This is a genomic window from Paenibacillus gallinarum (genome assembly GCF_014836635.1).
Classification (GTDB): Bacteria; Bacillota; Bacilli; order Paenibacillales; family Paenibacillaceae; genus Paenibacillus; species Paenibacillus gallinarum.
The window spans coordinates 767,671-788,716 of the sequence record NZ_JACSQL010000002.1 but is presented as its reverse complement, the minus strand read 5'-3'; the positions used below and the strand labels follow the sequence as shown (position 1 = coordinate 788,716).

Annotated in this window: 20 protein-coding genes; 2 read left to right on the top strand and 18 right to left on the bottom strand. The window is 39.5% G+C overall.

Going from position 1 to position 21,046, the window contains the following annotated elements:
• Positions 1–5 precede the first annotated feature (5 nt).
• From H9647_RS08880 to metH, 9 genes are all read right to left on the bottom strand, one after another.
• Entirely contained in the window at positions 6–1,055 is a 1,050-nt protein-coding gene (locus tag H9647_RS08880) for an SAM-dependent methyltransferase (RefSeq protein WP_191799364.1), read from the bottom strand.
• A 6-nt stretch (positions 1,056–1,061) separates the two neighbouring features.
• The gene (locus tag H9647_RS08875) at positions 1,062–1,835 is read right to left on the bottom strand and encodes an ABC transporter ATP-binding protein (protein ID WP_191799363.1); all 774 of its coding nucleotides are present in this window, start codon (positions 1,833–1,835) and stop codon (positions 1,062–1,064) included.
• On the bottom strand, positions 1,832–2,149 hold the full coding sequence (locus H9647_RS08870) for a thioredoxin family protein (RefSeq protein WP_191799362.1): 318 nt from the start codon (positions 2,147–2,149) through the stop codon (positions 1,832–1,834). The genes H9647_RS08875 and H9647_RS08870 overlap by 4 nt, the downstream gene beginning before the upstream one ends.
• Complete coding sequence (locus H9647_RS08865; RefSeq protein ID WP_191799361.1) at positions 2,146–2,490, bottom strand: cyclic-phosphate processing receiver domain-containing protein; 345 nt, start codon at positions 2,488–2,490, stop codon at positions 2,146–2,148. Before H9647_RS08865 ends, H9647_RS08870 begins: the two co-directional genes overlap by 4 nt.
• Before the next feature lie 26 nt (positions 2,491–2,516).
• Positions 2,517–3,377, bottom strand: coding sequence for a deoxyribonuclease IV (locus H9647_RS08860; RefSeq protein WP_191799360.1), 861 nt, complete (start codon positions 3,375–3,377; stop codon positions 2,517–2,519).
• Positions 3,365–4,183, bottom strand: a complete 819-nt coding sequence (locus H9647_RS08855) for an Fpg/Nei family DNA glycosylase (protein ID WP_191799359.1) — start codon at positions 4,181–4,183, stop codon at positions 3,365–3,367. The genes H9647_RS08860 and H9647_RS08855 overlap by 13 nt, the downstream gene beginning before the upstream one ends.
• Before the next feature lie 53 nt (positions 4,184–4,236).
• Complete coding sequence (locus tag H9647_RS08850; protein WP_191799358.1) at positions 4,237–5,019, bottom strand: TIGR01457 family HAD-type hydrolase; 783 nt, start codon at positions 5,017–5,019, stop codon at positions 4,237–4,239.
• Positions 5,020–5,175: 156 nt separating this feature from the next.
• Positions 5,176–6,093, bottom strand: coding sequence for a ribonuclease Z (gene rnz / locus H9647_RS08845; protein ID WP_191799357.1), 918 nt, complete (start codon positions 6,091–6,093; stop codon positions 5,176–5,178).
• An 82-nt stretch (positions 6,094–6,175) separates the two neighbouring features.
• Positions 6,176–9,616: a methionine synthase gene (gene metH, locus H9647_RS08840; RefSeq protein WP_191799356.1), complete on the bottom strand. Its 3,441-nt coding sequence runs from the start codon at positions 9,614–9,616 to the stop codon at positions 6,176–6,178.
• A gap of 198 nt (positions 9,617–9,814) precedes the next feature.
• Here metH and H9647_RS08835 point away from each other — a divergent pair, with 198 nt between their 5' ends.
• Positions 9,815–10,357: a cupin domain-containing protein gene (locus H9647_RS08835; protein ID WP_191799355.1), complete on the top strand. Its 543-nt coding sequence runs from the start codon at positions 9,815–9,817 to the stop codon at positions 10,355–10,357.
• Between the two features lie 60 nt (positions 10,358–10,417).
• Here the strand turns inward: H9647_RS08835 and H9647_RS08830 are convergent, their stop codons facing one another.
• The 4 genes from H9647_RS08830 to H9647_RS08815 all read right to left on the bottom strand — a co-directional run bounded on the left by H9647_RS08830 (position 10,418) and on the right by H9647_RS08815 (position 13,036).
• Complete coding sequence (locus H9647_RS08830) at positions 10,418–10,822, bottom strand: FixH family protein (protein WP_191799354.1); 405 nt, start codon at positions 10,820–10,822, stop codon at positions 10,418–10,420.
• A 104-nt stretch (positions 10,823–10,926) separates the two neighbouring features.
• Complete coding sequence (locus tag H9647_RS08825) at positions 10,927–11,712, bottom strand: HAD family hydrolase (RefSeq protein WP_191799353.1); 786 nt, start codon at positions 11,710–11,712, stop codon at positions 10,927–10,929.
• 28 nt (positions 11,713–11,740) lie between these two features.
• The gene (locus H9647_RS08820; RefSeq protein WP_191799352.1) at positions 11,741–12,268 is read right to left on the bottom strand and encodes a methyltransferase; all 528 of its coding nucleotides are present in this window, start codon (positions 12,266–12,268) and stop codon (positions 11,741–11,743) included.
• 396 nt (positions 12,269–12,664) lie between these two features.
• Positions 12,665–13,036 carry a LysM peptidoglycan-binding domain-containing protein gene (locus H9647_RS08815; protein WP_191799351.1) on the bottom strand — a complete coding sequence of 124 codons (372 nt, stop codon included), beginning with the start codon at positions 13,034–13,036 and terminating at the stop codon, positions 12,665–12,667.
• Positions 13,037–13,214: 178 nt separating this feature from the next.
• Between H9647_RS08815 and lexA the strand changes: the two genes are divergently transcribed.
• Positions 13,215–13,841, top strand: coding sequence for a transcriptional repressor LexA (gene lexA, locus H9647_RS08810; RefSeq protein WP_160031939.1), 627 nt, complete (start codon positions 13,215–13,217; stop codon positions 13,839–13,841).
• 119 nt (positions 13,842–13,960) lie between these two features.
• On the opposite strand, the gene H9647_RS08805 is transcribed toward lexA, so the two are convergent.
• The 5 genes from H9647_RS08805 to glnA form a co-directional block, all read right to left on the bottom strand.
• The gene (locus H9647_RS08805; RefSeq protein ID WP_191799350.1) at positions 13,961–14,377 is read right to left on the bottom strand and encodes a hypothetical protein; all 417 of its coding nucleotides are present in this window, start codon (positions 14,375–14,377) and stop codon (positions 13,961–13,963) included.
• A gap of 204 nt (positions 14,378–14,581) precedes the next feature.
• On the bottom strand, positions 14,582–14,950 hold the full coding sequence (locus tag H9647_RS26140) for a CPBP family intramembrane glutamic endopeptidase (protein WP_318245277.1): 369 nt from the start codon (positions 14,948–14,950) through the stop codon (positions 14,582–14,584).
• A gap of 1,787 nt (positions 14,951–16,737) precedes the next feature.
• Positions 16,738–17,664, bottom strand: coding sequence for an STM4504/CBY_0614 family protein (locus tag H9647_RS08795; RefSeq protein WP_191799349.1), 927 nt, complete (start codon positions 17,662–17,664; stop codon positions 16,738–16,740).
• Between the two features lie 515 nt (positions 17,665–18,179).
• Positions 18,180–18,875 (bottom strand): hypothetical protein, encoded by a 696-nt coding sequence (locus H9647_RS08790; RefSeq protein ID WP_191799348.1) that lies wholly within the window; start codon positions 18,873–18,875, stop codon positions 18,180–18,182.
• Positions 18,876–19,568: 693 nt separating this feature from the next.
• A complete protein-coding gene (gene glnA / locus H9647_RS08785) occupies positions 19,569–20,897 on the bottom strand; it encodes a type I glutamate--ammonia ligase (protein ID WP_191799347.1) in 1,329 nt (442 codons plus the stop codon).
• Between the last annotated feature and the right edge of the window lie 149 nt (positions 20,898–21,046).

Genomic DNA, 21,046 nt, shown 5'->3' with positions numbered 1-21,046 from the left:
CACGATTAATATTTAATCATATACAACGTGATCTCATCCCGATTATGAAAAAGCTGCTTAGCATGCTGAATTTGCATTCGAGAATCTTCAAACATACTGGTTACTTCCTTAATCAACGCCATCGGTTTTTTGTGCATTAGCTTTACAGTTACGACAGCAGTACCGCCAGGTCTTAAACTGTAAAGTAAATCGGTAACTAATCTCGCCATCAGTTTGGGACTCCAGCTCATATCACATACGAGAAGATCAAATTCATTTTCCTTGAATTTTACATCTCCCGCATTTTTAGATACATATTTAAGCCTAGGATTCTTAAGAAGAACTGGATTCATTTTGGCAGGATCAACTGCGGTAACCTCAAGCCCTCTTTCTAGCAAAAAGGAAGTCCATCCCCCTGGTGCTGCACCGATATCGACTGCTCGATGAAAAGATGAAAAAGGAATTCCTAAGGTTTTTTCAGCTTCAAGCAGTTTGAATTTAGCTCTTGAAATCTGCCCATCTTCCTTTTGAAAGCGAACAGCTCCTCCATTCCAGTCCGAAAGATTATCTTCTGCACGAGATACACCTGCATACAAACGTTCCTCTGTAAGATATACAGATACGATAAGGTCCGCATCCTGCACTACGTGCTGCGCAGGGAGAAGTTCAATGCCATTTAAGATATGCTGTTTAAATGCACCGGAAGTTCCTTCGTAATTGCTCCGTTCTGTTTTTCTTACCTGCAGACTGAATGTGCCTTCTTGCAGTGCACTATGATTCAGTAAAAACCGAAATAACTGATCATACGCATGGTCTTGATCGTCCATCCCCACTTCAAAGTGGATAGGGAACAAATGTCTTAGAAAAATGGGAGGCGTTTGATACAGCAATTCTGCAACTTCTCCCTGGGATGTTGGCAAAGTAGCTAAAAACACTTCACCAGATACAAGCATTGTACTTTTTACAGTTCCAAACATTCTCCGAAGTTCTTCTTGTGCATAAGGAGCAAATCCATGGTTTGCTGTACATATAAAACGGGTTGTGATTCCTTCTGCCGTCTGTTCTTGATTACTCAATTCTTATTAACCTCCACTGCATACTCGTATCCAAGGGCGTTCATGAAACCAATCCAGCTCCACAGAAATTCCGTACGTTTCCATTATTGTTTCTTTTGTTAATACTTCTTTTTTAGGACCAGCCGCAGCTACCTTCCCATCTTTTATAAGCGCAATATGAGTAAATAAGGGCATAATCTCTTCAATATGATGCGTTACATACACAACAGCAATATCTTGTTTTCTTAAATTATCTATCGCGAGCAACATATTCTCCCGTTCATACAGATCTAAACCAGCGCAGGGCTCGTCCATAATCAGCAATTTGGGATGGGCCATAAGCGACCTGGCTAGGAGCACCTTTTTACGTTCCCCTTGTGATAGTGTCCCAAAAGGCTGTTGTGCTAGATGGGAAAATCCGATATCCGCAAGTTTGGCATGCGCTTCTTCTTTCACTTCATCCGGGATGTGCTGATAGAAACGCAAAAAAGCGTAAGCTCCGGTAGCGACTACTTCCCACACTGGATCTTTTAACGCCAGCTTTTCTATTAATGTTTGACTAATGTAGCCGATTTCTTTACGGACTTCACGGACGTCACATTCTCCATAGGTATATCCCAGTACGTTCACTTTCCCTTTAGATGGGAACAAATAGCCCATCATCATTTCAAGAATCGTCGTTTTTCCGCTTCCGTTTCTTCCTAAAATGACCCAATTTTCATCTTTGCCCATTTGAATGTTTACATCATCAAGAATAAGCTTGTCACCGCGCTGAAGTGATACATTTTGCATCCCAATCATGAAGAAATCACCCTCCTGATTTGATTCAACAAATGCTGAGCCGATTCCATTTTATAAATGTGAGTCGGAAGTTGCTTCTCTCCGCTAAACAATAGTAAAGCGGGTACACTCGTAATCTGATATTGCTGAACCACGTTCTGGATATCTGCTATATTTGCTTCATACAGGATCCCTTCTGGCAAGAGATACTCTGCCACTTCAAGCATTCGTATACCCGCCTGACAAGTGCCGCATAAAGGAGTATACACATACAGAGCAAAGGCTTTCCCTTCCCATGCCATTCGTAAAATTTCATTTTGCGAAATAGGTTTCATTGTTTGGTTCTCGATGCTTGCGCAATTTGTTCAAGTAGCTCCTGCGGCATAGGGCCATTATGAACTTCGGTACGATCCGGCTTATTCATGTATAGTAATTCATACATTGCTCTTCGTCCAGCATCACTTGAAGTATGCAAATAAATTGCATTGGGATACATCTGCTTATTCACGATAAACGAAGCAATATCAAGACCCGTCGGATTTCCATAACCTAGATCAAAATCCAACGATAAAATATTTACATCGTATTCAATAAGAAGCAGCTTACACTCTTCTACATCCCTTGCAAGTGTAAATCCAGGTGGACATGTTCGATAATCATCCAGAAATAAGTTCATTCTTCCCCACCTTTCTAAAACAGCTTTCAAGTTATCCAAGTTCGAATTAACTCAATGTCTTCCTGATGAGTTCCATCTTCACCTGTTTCAGTTTCCAGTACCCATATAGAGCCCTTCACGTCTTTTTGCTGTAACAGCCAGGCTAGCCCGTTCTCCCCTATATATCCTTTACCCACTCGTTCATGGCGGTCTTTATTAGAACGATATCCATACTTTGAATCATTTACATGAATGGCAATAAGCGCATCAAAATAGCCCAGACTTCGTCCTTTTTCAATCAGTTCTGAATCTTCTGAACCATTCCATAGACCGCTCGCATAGGCATGACACGTATCAAAACAAAAACCAATCGAGTCAGCGTATCGGGACAAATTTCGTATTTGCACCATTTCTTCGATAGTCGTACCCATGGGGCCATGATCCCCTGCTTGATTTTCGATTAAAATCTTGGATTCGCCTTTCCAGCCTGTTAGGACATCTTCTAAAAACTGAATAATATGACGATACCCAACAAGCGGATCACTCATCTTTGCATGCCCAAAATGAACGACAACACCCGCTGAACCACAAGCTTCCGCAATGTGCAGATCATTTTGTAAGGAAGCTACCATCCCTTGGTAATGACGATCTCCTTTGCTATGACCCAGAGCGGGATTCGTAGGATAGGGAGAGTGAGCGATAGATCGAAGCCCATATTTAATACAGAAAGCTTTGCAACGCATTGCTTCTGTCATATCAAAATTTTTCACACGAAGTCCTCGAGGATTTTTCGGAAAGTACTGAAAAGCATTGGCTCCCATATCAAATGCTCTTTGAGCTGCTTTCGAATAACCCCCGCGAGTACTTACATGACTACCTATATATAAGTTAGGGTTCAATGCTGACATACGGGGCAGAAGAATGCTTTCTTCCCGGTAATCTCCACTTTATTAATGATCCCCTCGTTACATCTCGTGCAGGTCTCTCCCTCTCGGTCGTAGACACGGCACTGCTCATCATACTTTCCTGTCAATTCGTCACCTGCATACAGCGGCATTTCCATATAACCCCCGCCTGCAGTCGCTTCGCGCAGAACAGATTGGATCGCATGATAGAGTCTTGATAAAGCATCCTCGTTAAGAAGAACATCTTGTATTTTCGTATCAGGTCTTAGACTGGCAGCATAGGCGATTTCATCGGAATAACAGTTCCCAATTCCAGCAATGACACGCTGATTCACAAGTGTTGTTTTTATCGTACCTCTTCTACCTTTTAAACGGTCTTTGAACTTTTCTAACGTAAAACGATAGTCAAGAGGTTCTGGTCCAAGATCCTTCATGAGCTCATCCGTTTCTTTAGCACTCAATAAGTGAAGATAACCGAGTCTCAGGCCGATAAAATAAAGAACGACTTCACCAAATTCTATTTCCACTTGGGTTGACCGTTTCGGACGCTCTTGTTCTGTTCCGATATAAAGTATGCCTCCCAGCATGAGATGCAGTACTAATCTTTTACCCGTACTCATATGAAAAATCAAATGTTTGCCCCTACGCTCGATATAAACAATCCGCTCATTTACAAGTTCTTTTTCAAAAACTTCTGGAGTTACATTTATTGATTTTTCACGACTAATGGTAACGTTCGTAATGGATTGATCCAGTAATCGTTCAGATAATAACTTTCGGTAGTTCTCCATCTCCGGTAATTCCGGCATATGAACCTCTTCCTTCCCTTGATGCTATATAAATAGTTTATTCTATGTTCTTGTTAGATGGTGGTTATCAATTCATGAAGATTTTTATGAATTTCATTTGGTTTAATGCCGGTCGCACGCATGTGAGTCTCTAGATTCGCTTCCGTCGTAACTCCGGTTAGTACAAGAATAGAACGACATCCAGCCGCTTCTCCAGCAGCAATATCAGTTCGCATATTGTCTCCAATAACCGCAACCTCGCTAGCAGGAAGACCAAGACGATCAATGGCATGCTTCATAAGAATGCTGGATGGTTTTCCGATTACCACGGGTTTCACACCCGATGCGGCTTCAATTGCCGCTCCCAGAGTTCCTGCGCCCGGTGTCAGTCCATCGTCTGCTGGCAGCTGTAGATCAGGGTTAGTTAAAATGAATTTTGCCCCTCCCATAATCCAACGAAGCGCTTTTGTCAGCTTTTCATATGTAAATTCACGGTCAATACCCTGAATTACGTACTCTGGTGATTCTTCGGTAATATGAAGTCCTGCGGAGATTAGTGCTTTCTCCAGTCCATCTTCACCGATAAATGCAACTTTGGCACCAGGTGATTCAGAAGCCACATATTCAGCCGCTGCCACCGCAGATGTACACACTTCTTCTCCGGCCGCTTCTATTCCAAGAGATCTTAGATGCTCTGCTACTCCTTCTGGTGTTCTCGATGAATTATTCGTTACATATAGGTAAGGTATGTTGGAACTTTTTAAATGCTGAATTAGCAAATCCGCTCCATCAATACGATGTTTTCCGTGATAGATTGTTCCGTCTAAGTCTAACAAGTAAGCTTTAGGTGAATTCATAGCTGTAGTACTCCTTTCAAAAGACAAGTTCATATTCTTATATAAATAAGCATTATGCCCATCGTACAATCTTTTTAAGAGGATTGCAAAGCAGAAATAACACACAATTTGCACGTCTTATTTTTCAAGTGATACTTGTTTCCAAGTCTTATAAAATCAGATTTGGATTAACTCATGTTCCATAGCAAGTCTTGTGTTCGGAAAAACAGACTGTGCCTCCAAAAGCAAGGGTTCGAGATGTTCTGCATCTTTGTATCTTGAGCTAAAGTGAGTCAAAATCAGTCTACCTGCACCCGCCTCTTTTGCCGCTTCAGCAGCTTGAAGGGCCGTACTATGATAATATTCGTGAGCTGTAGAAGCAAGTTCATGCAAGAAGGTAGCTTCATGGACAATAACATCAGCACCTGCCGATAAAGGCACCACATTTGGGGTAGGTCTCGTATCGCCTAGAATTGTAATGACTTTACCCGGTTTCGGTGAGCCAAGTACGTCTGCTGGATGAACGATAACACCATCTTCAAGTTCGATGCTTTCGCCGCGTTTTAATCTTCCAAATAGAGGACCCGGTTTGAGCCCATGCACGGCAAGTTTTGAAGGATCAATGCTTCCAGGGCGATCTTTTTCCATGATTCGGTAGCCGTAACTATCAATCCGATGTTCAAGTAGCGCCGACTCTACTACAAACATATCATCTTCAAAAATAATGCCACCCTGATGTTCCACAATGTTCAGCTCATAATTCACACGAGACTGACTTAACTCCAGCGAAGTCTCCACGTATTTACGAATTCCAGGGGGGCCATATATCGTAAGCGGTGTTACACCGCCTTGGTAAGCCCTGCTTGACAATAAGCCAGGCAAACCAAAGATATGATCGCCGTGTAAATGAGTAATAAAGATTTTTTCAAGCTTACTAAGTTTAAGGGGTGATTTCAAAAATTGATGTTGCGTGCCTTCCCCGCAGTCAAACAGCCACATCGACCGGCGTTCCTCCATTAGCCGCAGTGCAATCGAAGTTACGTTACGCTGCAGCGACGGTACTCCTGCATTTGTTCCTAAAAAATATAATTCCATAATATTACACCTCATCTTACTCTATGAATGATAAAAATCCCCCGATTTAGGATCGGAGGATTCCTTACTTTGTTCTACATTTTCACGCTTTTTCCACGTTAAAATATTGCGCCTCCGGATGGCTGAACACCATCGCTGAAACCGAAGCTTCCGGTTCCATCATAAATCCTTCGGTCAGTTCTACCCCGATATCTTCCGGATGCATTAGTTCAAACAGAGGACCTTGATCTTCAAGATCAGGACAAGCCGGATAACCAAACGATACCCTGATTCCTTGATACCTGGCCCCTAGACGCTGTTTCATCGTCATTTCAGGAGGATCTGAGAATCCCCAAGTATCCCGCATCATATGATGAATGCGTTCTGCAAGTCCTTCTGCCACTTCTAATGCAATCGACTGCAGAGCATGAAATCTCAAGTAATCGCCTTTTTCTTTCCAAACCTGAGCGAGTTCCGAAATTCCATGTCCTGCTGTGACCACGAGAAAACCGACATAATCCATTGTACCGGATTCTACGGGTTTCAGAAAGTCCGAGAGACACAAATGTGGTTCGACCTTTTGACGAGGAAACTCAAACGTGTGTAATACTTTGGTATGATCTTCGGGATCGTATATGATAATTTCGTTTCCTTTAGACTGAGCTGGGAAAAATCGATACATTGCATTCGCTTTAATAATTCCATCTCTTACAGCAAGGTCCATAATTTCATCAACCGTTTGCTTCAGCTGAACCGCCTTGGGGTCGCCAGCTGCTAGCAATTGTTCTACATTCCCTTTAAGCCCTAAATGATGACCCAGCAACATCTGCATGTTCACATAAGGAAGAATATGTCCTATTGGGTAATTACGAAGCGTGTGTCTTACAAGATCTGGCGGCTGATATACAGGAGCATCAACTGAAATCTTGGAACGTTCAACCCGAGTAAGTTTAGGAAGAGAAATCACTTTATCGGCTGCATTTGCCTCCGCTTCTTGTTCCCGTTCCATCTCCATAACCATCACTTCTCTGCTCACCGGATCCATTAATTTGTTCGCAATATCAAGACCATCCATCGCATCTTTAGCATAAAGAACCATCCCATTATACTCGGGTCTGATCCGGGTTCTCGTGAACTTGCGTGTAAGCGCAGCGCCCCCAACCATAATAGGTACGTCAATGCCCGCATTACGTAAATCCTGTGCAGTCATTACCATTTGTTGAGCAGATTTTACGAGCAATCCGGACAGACCAATCGCATCCACTTTCTCTTCACGGAAAGATTCGATAATTCGTTCCGGTGGTACTTTTATACCCAAATTCACAATCTGGTAACCGTTATTGGCTAGAATGATCTCTACTAGATTTTTGCCAATGTCATGTACATCACCTTTTACAGTGGCGAGCATGATTTTTCCTTTTACAGAAGTTTCGTTCTTCTGCATAAATTGTTCTAGGTACGATACAGAGGCTTTCATCACTTCTGCGCTCTGGAGCACTTCAGCAACAATCAGCTCATTATTATTAAACAGTCTTCCGACTTCTTCCATCCCTTTCATTAAAGGGCCATTAATAATCTGAAGCGGGCTGTATTTCGCTCTCGCGAGTTCCAAATCGGGTATAAGGCCTTCTTTACTGCCTTCAACTACATAGGTCGCAAGACGTTCTTCAAGGGAAAGATTCGAGATTTTTTCTTTTTTCTCTACTTTTTTATTACGAAAGGCTGCTACAAAAGCAGCTAACGTCTCGTCACTGGTCCGGTAGATTAAATCTTCTGCCAGTTTTCTATCTTCTGGCGTAATCGAAGCATAACGTTCTACCTTCTCAGTGTTTACAATCGCATAATCGAGACCCGCCTTTGTACATTCGTATAAAAATACAGAGTTCAGGACTTCTCTACCCGCTTCCGGCAGACCAAAAGAAACATTACTAACACCCAAAATCGTATGTGTTTCAGGCAATGCTTCCTTGATCAGACGGATTCCTTCAATCGTCTCTCCTGCAGAACCGATATACTGTTCGTCTCCTGTACCAACGGGGAAAACAAGGGTATCAAAAATAATGTCTTCAGGACGCAGATGATATTTATTGACTAAAAGATCGTACGAACGCTTCGCTACTTCAAGCTTATCTTCACGGGTAATCGCCTGACCCCGCTCATCTATTGTACCTACAACGACCGCTCCGCCATATTTACGAAGAATAGGTGTCACTTTTTCAAACTTTTCTTCACCATCTTCTAAATTAATAGAGTTGATAATAGCTTTACCCTGAGAATACTGTAAAGAGAGATCAATCACATCAGCATCGGTTGTATCAATCATTAATGGAACTTTCACTTTTTTCACAACCAACTCTAAAAACTTCCGCATATCCTCTGTCTCATCACGGTCAGGATCTTGTACACAGATATCAACGACCTGGGCTCCATTTTTAACTTGGGCGCGAGCGACTTCAGAAGCTTCTTCATACTTACCTTCGACAATGAGTCGTTTAAATTTACGTGACCCCAGCACATTCGTCCTCTCCCCTACCATATAAGGGCGATTGTCTTGTTCGATATAAACAGGATCAATCCCGGAGATTGCCGGAGGGTGTGTACCCGTTAGCGGACGAGGTTCAATCAGATCCAGCTTGTCCTTTAATGCACGGATATGTTGCGGAGTTGTTCCGCAGCATCCTCCGGCAATATTAAGCCATCCCTGCTCCGCAAAGGCAGCGATTTTCACAGCTAAAGAATCAGGGGATTCATGGTAGTGACCATTCTCATCTGGCAGACCGGCATTTGGATAACAACTAACGGCAACGCTTGACATGGCAGAAAGTGTACGAATGTGATCTCTCATGAATTCTGGGCCTGTCGCACAGTTAAGTCCAATCGATATTGGACTCAGATGTTCTAACGAGACATAAAAAGATTCTATATTTTGACCTGCCAATGTCGTACCCATGGGTTCAATGGTACCCGATATCATAATAGGCAGTGTTATATTACGAGCTTCAAAAGCATTACGAATTCCTATACTACCCGCTTTTACATTCAATGTATCTTGACATGTTTCAAGGAGAAGCGCATCAACGCCTCCATCAATCAAAGCTAGAGTCTGTTCTTCATAACTCTCAATTAGTTCATCAAATGTAACTCCACCTGTTACAGATAACGTCTTAGTTGTAGGACCCATGGCTCCGATGACATAACGAGGGGACTCCGGAGTACTATATTTATCTACAGCTGCTCTTGCAAGCTTTGCAGCAACCAGATTGATTTCTCTCGCCTTATCTTGTATATCATATTCAGCCAAAACAACAGAAGTTGCACCAAAGGTGTTTGTTTCAATAAGATCCGCACCCGCTTCTAGGTAACGTTCATGTATTGTTTGGATAATTTCAGGTCTTGTGAGCACTAGCATTTCATTGCATCCATCCAGTTCCTCCCCGCCAAAATCTTCAGCAGTCAGGTCTTCCTGTTGAATCATGGTACCCATAGCACCATCTAAGATTAATATTCGCTTCTGTAATGCTTCTTGCAAACTGATTTTATTCACCCTTATACCTCCCGCCAAACGTTACGTCTAAGTTTAGCAGAAAAGGAATTTTTATGAAAGAATATTTAAATTACAAAGAACCTCGTCATAACAATGTTTTCAGGATAATAATGAGGATAACTGACTAAAAGTCAATCGACAAAAAGGAGAATATTCGCTATAATAGCAATTAAACCAAGTGGAAAAGAGGGAAAGTAAATGGCAGAAATCTTAATTCGAAACACGAACGAAAGAATCACAGGCGAAGATAATGTTCGTTCCTTCCTCAATCAATATGAAGTGCTTTTTGAAAAATGGGATGCTTCTAAACTTCCAGTTGAACTTCAAAATAACTTCGTATTAAATGATGAAGAAAAACAACAAATTCTGGATGTTTACGATACCGAAATTAAAGATTTGGCTGCCCGCCGAGGTTATCAAATCTGGGATATCATCACTCTGTCAGAAGCTACTCCTGATCTGGAAGAGAAGCTTGCTAAGTTTGAAGAAATTCACACGCATGCAGAAGATGAGATTCGTGCAATCGTTTCTGGTAAAGGGATCTTTATCATTAAAGGTGACGAACAAACAGGCTACTTTAACGTAGAGCTTGAGCCAGGTGATGTCATTTCTGTTCCTGAAAACACGCCTCACTTCTTTACACTTATGGATAACAAACAAATTATTGCTGTTCGATTATTTATTGAGCAGAATGGCTGGGTTGCAGACCCGTACCCAGATCCTAGCTTTATCAAGGCCTAATTCATATGATAAGTAAATATACCACCCTGAGAGATCAGTCACAGGGTGGTTTTTTTATGGCTATTTTTCAGTAACTTCTACTTGTTTCGATGGCATAGAATGCATCCCTCTCGCTGTTACATGAGAAGTTACTTTATATATTCCTTCAACCGGAAACTGATAAACTGCGGTATACTTTCCCTCCCCTTCGTATGTCGTCGCCACTTCCAGTCCTATACTGCCTTCTAAAGAAATTTCAAATGTTACATCGTCTGCATCATCTATGTATTCATTTTGCTGAGTAACAACGGCTTCCAATTGTACACGGTCAGAGACTGCAATGGCCTCCCCTTCAGGAACAACGAGTTCTACCTTTATTGGTTCAGGCAATTCCATCTCGGTGAATTCATTTCCTTCCTTTTGACATCCGCTTAATAACATAAGAAAGATCATCGTAGAACATAGGAATACAATTAATCGTCTCATCTTTATAAATCCTCTCTTCTATTTGTATAAAGATAAAAGAAAACCGCTTCTGTTTTATTCAAACAGCCAAGCGGTTCATGGAAGTAAAATCTAAAGTTGTTCTTTTATGATAATAGTTCGTAAATTTCAGTAAGATGTTTAATTTCAACATCAGGTTGAAAGGATTGATCGTTTGTTTTTTCATTACGGTTAATCCACACTGCTTTAATTCCTGCGGAAAGCGCACCCTTAATATCAGTAGTCAGCTTGTCCCCTACCATTAGTGCTTCCTCAGCAGACACATCAAGCTGTGATAAGGCATGCTGGAATATCGAAGCATCGGGCTTTCCTTTACCAAACTTCCCAGAAATAACGATGTGATCGAAATAAGGTACCAAGTCAGGAACACCGTCGAGCTTCTCTTGCTGTAAAGAAGGACATCCATTGGTGAGAAGCAGCAGCTTCACTTTACCTTGCAGCTCTGTGAGAACTTCGAGAGTCTCATCATACATATAAGGACGAGATCTTCTCTCTTTACCAAATTTATCAGCTAACTCCGCACCAAGTTCGCTATCATTCACACCAAGTGCCGCAAGTCCGTTCGTCCAAGCATCTTTACGATATCCCGGTACTAATTGTTCGAGCTTTCTGAACTCCGGCTGTTCTCCAGCATTAAAATTCGCCCATAGTCCCTCAAAGGGATTGATGCCAATCATTTTCGTAAATGGATATGTTTCATAAGATTCATACAGCTTTCTAGCTTCGTTTCTTACCGATACTTCAAGTTCATGAGGATCTACACCGCATTTTTTTGAGGCATAGAGACATGTTTCGTAGAAAGCTTCTTCTACACTCTTTTCATCCCATAGCAGGGTATCATCCAAGTCGAACATCACTGCTTTAATTGACATCTTGTTCTCTCCCCTTGAGTACATCGATTTATTTAGCTTCTTTAAGAGCTTTCTTATCCTCTACTGGAATCTGATGTGTCTGTGCAAAGGAAATTAATCTTTCGCCCATTGCGTCGGTATCATACAAATTAAGCAAACGACTGAAAGCCCAGTTACTGCCTTTAGCGTTGTGTTCAATAATAATAGAACCTTTATCTACCACAATGCGTTTGATGTCTTCTGCACCAAGTGAACGTTCTCTACTCAGCTTAATGGTCTTGATCCGTTTCTTACCTACTTTAAGATAAGGACGACGGAAGAAATACATCAGTGCTAGTCCCATATAAAGTACAAATACAACCCAATCAAATCCAGCCACGCCGCCTTTTGTAAGACCACTAAGTGTTAAGAACATAAAGGCTAGTACAACGAGTACGAAAGGAAAGATAAACGCTCTTCCTTTGAAAATATCTTCATTTTCCATTCCGGAACCAAGGACGGGTTGTCCCTTTTTTTTGCGATTTTTATTTACTTTGTGTTGATTCCTTTTGACTGCTCTTTCAAATGAACTTGCCATGTAAATCCCCCTTTAAAATCTGTACAATGCAGTTATTATATCATGGTAGTTATTTACTAACTCTCCACTCATAACTATGATTAAACCTATACTTTTCTCGTGGGAATAAAAGTAGTTTTAGCATAATGGAATCCTCTTCCTTCATCTAAATTGCTCCCTTAAAAAAAGCACAATCCCCTTAACTTTGCCATGTAAATAAAGGGTTGTCAAGGTATATACCTGTATGGTCAGACCTCCTTATGTAAACAACAAAAAAAGGACACAATTGTAAATTGCGCCCTTGCCGGTCATGCATAAAAAAACGATATAGACAGCATTCATGAATTGTAAATTCAAAGAAAACTTCATTAAACTTTATTAATAGAAAAAATGCTGAAATATAAAAAGTATCTTCTCTTACTCTACATGAGGTAAATTTAATACTTGTCCTGTTTGAATATCACTCGTTTCCATCACATTCAGCTGTTTGATTCGTTCAACATATTCCCTAGTATCCATGCGTTGTGGTTTATGATCCAAAGCAATCGACCATAAAGAATCTCCTGTAGATACAACAAACTCTTGATAGGAAACAATTTTACTTGCATTAGTAAAAATCGTCATAAACCCGGTCAGACATAAAAAAGCAACACTAAGAATAATGACCAGCCGAACCAAAAAGCGTCTATTATTATAAATCAATTGATGAAGTAACTTACCAAGTAGAATATGATCCTTAACTCCTTCAGTATTGCTATAGATACTGTTGTATGTACTGTATTTTAGCATATATATCGTCCTCCAAACGTTTGTTCTCATTTCTATATTGATCACTATAACACGAACATGTGTTTTGGACAATAACTTTTTAGAACAATTGTTCGTTCTATTTTAGAACTAACGTTTGTACGAACGGAGGTTCTATGCTATAATTTTCCCAAACGTTATTAAGTGGAGTTGATACGGTATGTCGAAGGTGTCCAGCAGGCAATTAGCAATCTTGGAGTTTATACGAAATGAAGTTCGATTAAAAGGATATCCACCGTCCGTAAGAGAGATTGGTGAAGCTGTCGGACTCGCGTCCAGCTCCACTGTTCACGGACACTTGGATCGTTTGGAGAAAAAAGGTTTAATTCGAAGAGACCCTACAAAACCTCGTGCGATTGAACTGTTGAGTCATGATGAGTTAGATGAGACAAGCCAATTTGCTCAGACGGTTGTCAGAGTTCCTGTAGTTGGTAAAGTAACCGCAGGTATTCCTATTACTGCAACAGAAAATATTGAAGACTATTTCCCTTTACCTATGCAATATGTTGGTGAAGAGAAAGTGTTCATGTTGAATGTAGTAGGCGATAGTATGATTGAAGCAGGTATTGTCAATGGGGATTATGTCATTGTTCGTCAGCAACAAACGGCTAACAATGGGGAAATCGTCGTAGCTATGACGGAAGATGATGAAGCTACAGTGAAAACGTTCTATAAAGAAAAAGATCATGTACGTCTTCAGCCTGAGAATCCTACATATGAACCTCTCCGGCTTACAAAAGTAACGATACTAGGTAAAGTTATTGGTCTTTTCCGTGATTTTCATTAATTGATTTTTTATAGTTAAATATAAATAAATTACTGCACTTATATTTTTTAAAGCAGAGATCTTACAGCTCAGATCTCTGCTTTTCACGTTTTACTCCACTACTAATCATTAGGATCAACTTATCTCACATTGATAAGTCCTTTTTCCCATTCAATCCTTAATTCATTTCCAAATTCCCTTACTTCAGTATCTATCACATTCAGTTGGCAGTCTATTCTGGAATCATATAATCTTAATCGATATGTATCTTTCTCTTTCCGCTTTTTCCACTCCAATCCATAAAGGTGATTCTCAAAAGACATATATAAATTATTTAGTATAAAGTCATTTAACATATCCAGCGGAAAACCAGATGTTACTTCAATGTAATCTCTAATGGTGAGATTCGTCCAACCAAAAACGAAATCATATACTTTTTTATAATTTTTATAATACTTAAAATTTAGCTGACAACCTTCAAATTCACCTGGAATACACTTAACAAAAGAAAATTCAACATAAGTACCATCGCTAGATGTATCTCGTAAAATCGCCAATTTCATTCCCCTTTAGTTTAAATTCATTTGGTCCTTTGTTTGTGTATGAAATGTACTCAATTAACAACAAGGATTTTGGTTTGTATCCAATTATTAAAAACCCTCTTGCCCGTCTAATTAATTCCGAAATACATAGATTCATCAGCTCTAATCGTAAAGTAATCATCGTTCTAACCCATTGCTGTTAACAACACGGCTATTGTATTAAACACACCGTGAACAAATCATACCAGGCACGACCGATCCCGTGCGTTCGTAGGCCCATGCAAACACAATTCCACTAATAAAATTCACGGGCATTGCATTTATAGTAGGAAAATACGCAAAAGTAAAGATAAGCGAGCTAATCACAATCGCCCAAATCATATTAACACGAGTCCGCAGCCACCGATAAATAAATCCACAATAAAATATTTCCTCATAGATTGGTGACACGATCCCTGCCGAAACAATACCAATTAATATAGTGAAAATTGTGATGTTTTCTTGCAGACTCTCTGTTTTGCTGTTGTCTACCGTATTTCCAAATAAACTCGTCAGATAAGCTGTCATCACACTGGATACAATGAGCACTAGTATCCGACGAAGTACAATCCTCCAACCATTTTTTTGCTGGAAACCTCTTCACTCCTACATCTGCCCATGGCCGATTTTTCGGTCGTAAAGCAACAAAATGTAGCCCTAACAAAAGTTTAATCGCGATGGTAAGCCATGTAAGTGTTCCTGAATAAAGTGTATTCTCTAACCATTTCTCAAACAATTACTGCAACGCGTATTTAATAACAAACATTACGAATACAAATTCAAGCGCGAATAAAGCAACTACCTCACACCATGTCCATAGATCCACTTTCTTCCACATTTCTCTTCTTGTTATTCTTACTCCCTCAATCCTCTGTGATATAATTCAATGATATTAGGTGACGTTACGTCACCTGCAAGCTTTTTGGGGAGAAAAGAAAACTACATGAATAGATAGACTACAAGACAAGTATCCAAACAGCGGAACATCTCCGTAAGGACGCTGCGTTAATATGATCAAATCGGCCTCTTAACACCGAGTTATATGGAAAATAACGGACGTCGTTATTAATCAGAAGAAGATTTATTTACTCTCGAAAAGATAACGCTACTCAAATCGCTATCACTACCACTGGAAGACATTCAAAATGTAATAAACAAACTATCTTTTCGCCATATACTAGTCCCTCATCATAATCATCTACAAGAGCTGCCACTACTCTTCAAAGTAGTATTTCTAACACTACGTCTATGATCAACATGATAGACCTGGAAGGAACACTTTCCTGGGACCAGGTTTCTCATCTGGGGCCTATAACGTACAGCCTATTTCTAAACAATGGGTCGATTACTTCAACGATGACGAAAGTGAATTTCTACAAAGTGCACTAACCAATCCAAGTAGTAAGATCCAGACTACTCAGCAATATATTTCTTTACTACGCCGGATTGAGCGGTGTATACAACAATCTGTCCCAGCTGAATCTGAGAAAGGCTGTAACATTGCCTGCGAGTTAACAAAGCTATCACACGAAACCTTTAATGGAGACGAAAAATTGAAGGAGACATTTTGGGAAGTCATGAAGCTGCCTACATTAAAGTCAGGACTATATCACATACCTGAAGTAGTGTTGAACTTTGTAGAAAATTGCATAGCTTGCGTTCTAGAAAAAGAGAAGGAACAGAAATAGTAGAAAAAATATAAAGACTACAGAACTTTGGGGTCATTCTGTGGGCACTAATGGCAATAGACATTTCTCCAAAAAAATCCCTTGACGCTTAGAGGCACCAAGGGTTTCAAGTTTTAGTACAGTGTCAAACATTGATCGCGTTCACATTGATGTACTTGCGTTCTGTGTATAACCCAAAACATCAAAGGGCTTTTTAAATGTTATTTTATATACGTTTATTCGATATTGTGTTACTTCACCCTTCATAATCTTTTATAGTTTTCAGATTTTTGCAGGTGATTTTTTTAGGATATTGTGGGTGATTATAATTCAATAAATCACTAACATTCTCTTTTATAATAAAACATCGTACTGGAAATAAGCACTACTAAAATAAAATTCTTCGTTTTGGCTTTAACGAACCCTATGGTAATCTGGCTCTCACTTCTAATTCTAAACTTTTCCATGATTCGACTGTACATCCATCCTTCTTCTACTCGCAAACAGACAGCCTCTATCTTCTTTTCTTCACTATATCGATTAAAATTTCAACCTTTCTTCGCTGGCATAACAAAAATCCCCTTCGGTTCTCCAGTGTTTGAGTTCATTGTAACATCTTCTCATTTTCCACTGTCTACCATGAGGGGATAATACCATTAAGTCATTTTATCATTTCATTTTTTCTTTGTATGCCTCAATAAGGAACACGATATTCGTTGCACATAAATGTAAGGCATAAGCGACTAGGTATCTTGGAATTTTGACGCTCTTTTCACCTTGACCGTGTCCGGTATTCTGGTTCCTAATTGTTGCAAGTCCTTCTAACGTCGTCTTTAACGAATTGAGCTGAGTTTGAAGATTAGAAGGGATAAGTTCCTTTTCAAACAACCCAGAAATTAAAGGACTTGCTGTTTGTTTTGATGGCAAGTTCCATCCTTTTTTTATAAAAATAGTTTTCATGGTGCTTTCAAATGCCTTCAATGCTTCAGTCACAGATTCTTTATCATTACCCTTTTTGAAATGTTGGTGAGCCTTCATAAACTCCTCTGAAGCTCCTTCAAATCCTTCTCCAAAAAGTAGGTTGACAGCAGGTTCAACAGCCTCATGATAAATATATTCAGAATCTACACGAACTATATTCTGATTAATATACTGATAACCAAGGCCATGTTCCTGGAACCTTTTATTGAGTTCCTCAATTGCGTCCTCTGGACTTTGAATTATTTCTTTATTTACCCAATTTCTGTGGTCATCCCTTACAACTATGTCTATCACTCTGAAAGATATTTCAATGATATCAAGAACTCTTTCAACTGAGTCTTCGTCTAGTAGAAAATTGAAACAATAATCGCGTGAATTATGTCCTTTTGTGCTTAAAGAAAAAACCCCGTACTCCTTACATAGTACTTTGTGAATAAAATCCCAAGTTTCATTTGAAGCTTCATTTTGGTAATAAGCACCATTTGCATATTTACCAATCGCGTCTCGTAAAATATGAATTATTTGTACCCTTAACGTGTGAGGTAGTTCGTCATGCTTAAATATAGCCTGTTGATTTTCTTTATTTCTTTTAGAGAAGATATTAAAAATCCCCAATGTTAGTCTCATCACCTTTTTTATGAAATTATACCACTCATTCATATTTTATAACCAGATATTAAATAACCCAACAAGCAACTAAACATTTCACTTATGTGGTGACTTTCTAGTAACAAATTTTTATATTTAATATTTCACATTTCATTGCTTCAATTACTAATTTTACGGAGATAGCAGTGTCAATACCTTTGAACTTCATTACGCTGCGGGAGCACCACTCGGGGACTTTCAAAATATCATTGTCTTTTAAATCTTTAAGCCATATCAACACTCCAACTCCATCCCGTACTTAGAATTCGGCTTATCTATTGGCTGTTTTGGTATGTCTGTTTCTCTTTCCCATCCCTCATAATTAAAATTCTTTCAAGACTCTACTTCTCTTCCCATGCTATGTAATTATCATTTTCCACTTGTATTTGTTCTTATATCAATGACAAAAAAAGTGTAAAACTCAATAAGCTCACTAATAAAAAAACAGCAGCGACCTAGTGCAAATTAAAATATACTAGTTACTACTGGTTATTATCACTTGATCCTAACTTACTACGAACAACTAGAAAACTGTTAAATGATTGTTTAAAATACCGAATTTTCGTTAACCATATAAAACCCAAATATCTCTTTTTGAGGCGCTCTTTGTACAAGTTCTTCTTTGTTCTTTTATAGCTATATTTAAATGTTTCAAAATTGGCTGTTGTATAGGTAATAACCAATTCAAGATTCGTCGAGAAGGTAGACTTGCTACAATAAACTGTTTGTGGCAGATATAATGTGGTTTTGTGCTCCCACACCGGCATAATAAACATCTCATCAACTTTTTCACCCTCTTTACTACCATATACAGTTCTGATTTTTACATTAATCATATTATTTTCAGTTACATTCTTCAAAACTAAAAACTGAAGAGGTGATCTAGTTCTTGCTCCTTTATAAAAATCTAAAGCTTCGTTCGTTATGTTTTTTCCGTTAGAACCTAGAAGTATTCTTCCATTACCATGATTCTCACTAACTTTATTCTCAAAAGGGTAATCAAATGTGTATTCTGCGTAATCAAGTATCACTCTTTTGGGTATATTCATTGCTTTCCGTTCTTTGAATGATGTAAACAATGAAGTAAGAATAAATGTAAGCACTGCCGTGATAAGTGGAACGACCACAGTCATATACTGAATAGTAGTGGGCACTGCATTTGTTGTAAGTGTATTCAAATAATTAACCTCGCTTTTTTATGATCTCATTATGGATGAGAGAGTCTGAAATGATATGTAATATATTCTGCTTTGATAAAATCAATATAACAGTATTAGATTATATTGTAAATTCGAGGGTGTAAAGTGAAGTTTGGATTGAGAAAACCAAGTTATAGGAAGCATATCAGCGCAAGAATAAGCATTAAAAGTCAGCTTATACATAGCCTACAGCTGTAAATGCCAAAGGAGATGGGATCAATCACTAACTCCATAACAAGATTTATAACAAGACTACATTGGATATATTTAAGCTGATAAAAAGGTATTCCGTTAAAGCTAATGAATTGAATTTATTTTTATGTATAGATGGTGGCAGTTTTTTGCCGAAATCAACCTTGCTCATGCATTTTCGAGAATATTTAATAAAGCTGAATTACCAAGTATACCTCCCCATTGATTAAGGCATACTCACGCTTTATTACTTTTACAAACAGGTGCTGAGAAGAACGACTTGGCCATGGAAGTATCAGTATCACTTCAGATATCTATGCTCACGTATCAAAGAAAATAGAAAAAGACTCAATTGAAAAGTATGAGAATACACAAACTTTGTGGGTATTTCTGGGGTGACCACCCACAATTAACTTCCCAGTTGTCCTCTCCCCGAAAAAGAAAAACCCTTGGCGCTTAGAGCGCCAAAGGTTACAAGTTTTAGTATAGCGTCAAATATTGATCGCGTTCCCATTGATGTACTTGAGTTCTATACATATCCCACTCGATTTCTTTCAATTCATAGAAATGAGCAAGTGCGTGTTCGCCTAGTGCATCCGTAATCACTTCACTACGGATCAGTTCATGTAATGCTTCTTTCAGGTCAGCTGGCAAGGAAGGAATACCTTCTTCAATGCGCTCTTCTTCTGACATGATATAGATATTACGGTCAATTGGAGCCGGCAATGTCAATTCACGTTTGATACCGTCAAGGCCTGCTTTCAGCATAACTGCAAGTGCAAGGTAAGGATTTGCTGCTGGATCCGGGTTACGAACCTCAACACGAGTACTGAGACCACGTGATGCTGGAATACGGATCATCGGGCTACGGTTACTTGCTGACCATGCTACGTAACAAGGTGCTTCATATCCAGGAACCAAACGTTTGTAAGAGTTCACGGTTGGATTCGTGATCGCTGCCATAGCGCGAGCATGTTTCAGAATACCTGCCATGTAATGGCGAGCTTCTTTACTCAGACCAAGTTCGTCAGACTCATCATAGAATGTATTTACATTACCTTTAAATAAGGACTGGTGACAGTGCATCCCTGATCCGTTCATACCAAATAGTGGTTTCGGCATAAAGGTTGCATGCAGACCGTGCTGACGAGCAATTGTTTTTACTACGAGTTTAAAAGTTTGAATCTCATCCGCTGCTTTGATAGCTTCTTCATATTTGAAATCAATCTCATGTTGTCCTGGAGCTACTTCATGGTGAGAAGCTTCAACCTCAAAGCCCATCTCTTCCAAGGTAAGTACGATCTCACGACGGCAATTTTCACCAAGATCCATTGGAGCAAGGTCAAAATAACCACCTTGGTCGTTGAGTTCAGTTGTCGGATTACCGTTCGCATCCGTACGGAATAAAAAGAATTCAGGTTCAGGTCCCACGTTCATGGAAGTGTAGCCCATTTCTTCTGCTTCTTTAAGTACACGTTTTAAAATACCACGCGGGTCTCCTGCAAATGGAGTACCATCTGGCATATATACATCACAGATAAGACGTGCAACACGGTTCTCAGCAACCCATGGGAATACGACCCAAGTGTCTAGATCCGGGTACAAGTACATATCGGATTCTTCGATACGAACATAACCTTCAATGGAAGATCCATCAAACATCATCTTATTATCCAATGCTTTTTGTAACTGACTCACTGGAATTTCAACATTCTTGATCGTACCGAGCAGATCAGTAAATTGTAAACGGATAAAGCGTACATTTTCTTCTTTTGCAATACGAATAATGTCCTCTTTAGTAAAACTCACAAAATCCTCTCCCTTTTCTTCATATAAGTATCAGCTTCAATGAGTGCATGCAGGACAGCCGATCCGTTTTCTAAAGCAATAACACGATTGCTATTGCTTTAGAAAATGTTGGTTCCCCATTCATTGTCACAGGCGCACTTCCACATGTC